This is a genomic window from Martelella sp. UBA3392 (assembly GCF_002358775.1).
GTDB classification, from domain to species: Bacteria; Pseudomonadota; Alphaproteobacteria; order Rhizobiales; family Rhizobiaceae; genus Martelella; species Martelella mediterranea.
Genome location: NZ_DEPM01000227.1, coordinates 11513 through 15414 on the forward strand (window position 1 = coordinate 11513; position 3902 = coordinate 15414).

Consider the following 3902-nt stretch of genomic DNA (forward strand, 5'->3'; position numbering starts at 1 on the left):
GTCTGGAAACCGGGGCGGTAGCGACTGACAACGATATCGGCATTATCGCAGGCAAGGCCGGCAAAGGCCGGCCGGTCGACCGTCATGAGCCTGAGTTCCATGAAAAGCCCGTAGCACCATGCATCCTTCTTGCAGTGGAAGATGCCGGGCGTTCGACCTGCTTCGGTGATCGTATCGCGGAGCGCCCGCGCGGCGCTCGCCATATCCGCTGCTTCCAGCCGCGCGAAGCGATCCTCCTCATCCAGCACCAGCGTGTTTTCGTCCACAGGCGGCAGCGTCTCTGCGAGCGCAAGCGCCTTTTCCCATTGCTCGAACACGAAGGATGGCGGCCGCTTCGTGGTGAGCGCCGCGACATCGCCGGTGACGAATGCGACGAGGTTGCCATCATCCGCCACCAGGATTTGCGGCGGCGAAGGCTCGCGCGGCCATGAAATCAGCGCGAAGGAAACCGCCATCGGGATCACGCCGAAAAGCCGCAGCCGCGTGCGCAACAGCACGAGCGGCAGGAAGCCGGCCAGGAACAACAGCAGAAATCCCTCCGGAGCGCGACCGGTCGTGAACGCACCGCCGAGGCCGTCGACCCATGTCGCCGCCCGCATCACCCAATCAAGCCCCCAGCCCATGACGACCAGAAACGGCGCGTGAAGGTTGAGCGGCATGGCGATGAGCGACAACAAGCCCGCCGGCATGACGATAAAGGTGACGACCGGCATGGCGAGCAGATTGCCGAGGAGCCCGTAGCCGGCAATACGCGAAAAGTGATGGATGGCGAAGGGCGTTGTCGACAATCCGCCGATCAGCGCGGTGAGGACGATGCCGGAGGCTGCGATCCAGAGCCAGCGGAGCGGTCCCCGGCTTTGGCGAAGTCCTTCAGCGGGCCGGCGCTGCCATGCGCCATAGCCCGCGATCAGCGCGAGCGTGGCGGCAAAGGACATCTGCATGCCCGGCCCCACCACTTCGGCGGGCGTCACGATTAGGATCACGAGCGCGGCGAGCGCCACATTTCGCAGGCTGATCGCCGGCCGGTCGAAGATCGCCGCCGCCAGCATCACCGCCAGCATGACGAAGGCCCGTTCGGCGGAAACCTGCATGCCCGAGATCAGCAGATAGAACAGCGCCGCCGCAATCGCTGCGGCCGCTGCGATTTTCTTCGTCGAAACCGCCTCGGCGGCCCGCGGCGACAGCGCCAGCAACAGCCTGAGGCTGGAGAAGAAAATGCCCGCGGCCAGCGCCATGTGCAGGCCGGAAATGGCAATGATGTGGGCAAGACCGGCATTGCGCAGTGCATCGAGCATGTCGTCGCTCAGCGCCCGGCGTTCGCCGGTAATGATCGCATTGGCAAAGGCGCCGGTGTCGCCCGCAAGCACCGCACGAATGCGACCCGCAATGCCGTCGCGTATCCGCTCGATCGCGAAACCCGCCCGCGCTTTGAGGCCCGGCGCGGGGGCGACGCCGACATCCGCCGGCGGCCCATAGAAGAAACCCACCGCGCCGATGCCGTCGAAATAGGACAGGAACCCGAAATCAACCAGGCCGGGCATGACCGGCGCGGAAGGCGGCAGCAACCGGCCAAGCCCCTGAATGGCGTGGCCGATGCCAACAGGCGGCAAATTGCCGCGGGCGACAAGCGTGACGCGTTCGGGCGGACGATGGATCACGGGGTCGTCCGTCGCCGTCACCTGCACTACGTAGCGCCAGCCGGTTTCCGTCGGCTCACGGCTCTCAACGACGCCGGTGATATGGGTGGTCACGGGCGAATCGAGCATCACAGTGGCGCGCCGCGCCGTCTCTGTCTCAGCAAGCAGCGCGCCGCAGAGGAACAGCGCGATGCAGGCGCTGACAGCGGGCAGCAAGCCTCTGCCGTTGCGCAGCAAGACGGCCGCGCACACCGCCAGACCGCAATAGATGCCAAGGCCCAGCGAAGACGGGCTCTCGGCGAGCGAAAACCACCAGCCTATTCCCGCTGCCAGCGCCACCGGCACCATGAGGAACGGACGACCGAATGCCTGCTCCTCGCGCCACAGTGCGGCTATATCGAACCGCCCTGCCCGGCCCGCGTCACGCTGATGAAAACCGGCCTCGCGCTCACCTTTCGGTTGGCGCTTTCTGAAGGCCGCACGAAACCGGGCGGACGCCGCGCGTCGGCTCTCCGCACCGTCTATCTCGCTCGTGCCTGCCCCGCTCCCGCGCATCCGCAATCGCCACCCCACAACTTTTACATGTTGTGGCCAATGCTAATCGATTGCAATGCAAGCGCTGGCGGCAGAAGCAAAATTTTCCTTTTCTAAACCCCGTAAAACTTGCTAAACGCAGATATTACTCATCACCCGCCGCGCGGCTTCGTCGGCTTGGCAACACCCTGCCAATCCTATAGCTAATGAAAATCCCGATTGGCTTCGACAGCGTATTCGCGCCGGAAATTTGGAGGATAGGATGACGGAAACTGGAAAACTAAAACTCGACGGTCAGGAATTCGAGCTGTCGGTGGAAGAAGGCACGTTCGGCCCCAAGGTCATCGACATCGCGTCGCTCTACAAGCAATCGGGCATGTTCACCTACGACCCGGGTTTCACCTCGACGGCGTCGTGCAAATCCAAGATCACCTATATCGACGGCGACAACGGCATTCTGCTGCACCGCGGCTATCCGATCGACCAGCTCGCCGAAAACGCCGACTTCCTGGAAGTCTGCTATCTGCTGCTGTTCGGCGAACTGCCGACGGCCACGCAGAAGAAGGATTTTGATTTCCGCGTGACCCATCACACGATGATTCACGATCAACTCACGAGGCTCTTTACCGGTTTCCGCCGTGATGCCCATCCCATGGCCATCATCTGCGGCGCCGTTGGAGCCATGTCTGCCTTCTACCACGACTCGATCGACATCTCCGATCCCTACAAGCGTGAGATCGCCAGCATCCGCATGATCGCCAAGATCCCGACGATCGCGGCCATGGCCTACAAGTACCACGTCGGCGAGCCCTTCGTGTATCCGCGCAACGACCTCGGCTACGCCGCCAATTTCCTGCACATGTGCTTCGCCACGCCGTGCGAGGAATACAAGGTCAACCCGATTCTTTCGCGCGCGCTCGACCGCATCTTCATCCTGCACGCCGATCACGAGCAGAACGCCTCGACCTCGACCGTGCGGCTTGCCGGTTCCTCGGGCGCCAATCCGTTCGCCTGCATCGCGGCTGGCATCGCCTGCCTGTGGGGTCCGGCTCATGGCGGCGCCAACGAGGCGGCGCTCAACATGCTGCAGGAGATCGGCTCGGTCGATCGCATCCCGGAATATATCAACCGCGCCAAGGACCGCGACGATCCCTTCCGCCTGATGGGCTTCGGTCACCGCGTCTACAAGAACTACGATCCGCGCGCCAAGATCATGCAGACGACCTGCCATGAAGTTCTCAAGGAACTCGGCATCAAGGACGATCCGCTGCTGGACGTTGCGATGGAACTGGAAAAGATCGCTTTGACGGACGAGTACTTCATCGAGAAGAAGCTCTACCCGAATATCGACTTCTATTCCGGTATCACGCTGAAGGCGCTGGGCTTCCCCACCACCATGTTCACCGTGCTGTTCGCGCTGGCGCGCACCGTCGGCTGGATCGCGCAGTGGGCGGAAATGATCGAGGATCCGGAACAGCGCATCGGCCGCCCGCGCCAGCTCTACACCGGCGCCCCCGAACGCGATTTCGTGGAAATTTCCAAGCGCTGATTTGCGCTTGGCGAGATGATAAAGGCCGGTCCAGCGACCGGCCTTTTTTGTGTCTTGCAGGGAACAACCGACGGCGGGCGGCCTACCTCACAATTCCCTTTTCCGCCAGCACATCGAGAACGATGGCCGCCGCACGCGCGCCGGGCGGGACGTCAGTCTGCATCAGCGCGATAACGCGCTCG

Annotated in this window: 2 protein-coding genes; one reads left to right on the forward strand and one right to left on the reverse strand. The window is 63.1% G+C overall.

Annotated elements, in window-relative coordinates; genetic code table 11:
- Positions 1 to 2192: ComEC/Rec2 family competence protein (locus tag B4E36_RS18320; RefSeq protein WP_345900653.1), on the reverse strand; the 2192-nt coding region annotated here is incomplete at its 3' end.
- Between the two features lie 241 nt (positions 2193 to 2433).
- Between B4E36_RS18320 and gltA the strand changes: the two genes are divergently transcribed.
- The gene (gltA, locus tag B4E36_RS18325; RefSeq protein ID WP_292055573.1) at positions 2434 to 3720 is read left to right on the forward strand and encodes a citrate synthase; all 1287 of its coding nucleotides are present in this window, start codon (positions 2434 to 2436) and stop codon (positions 3718 to 3720) included.
- Positions 3721 to 3902 lie beyond the last annotated feature (182 nt).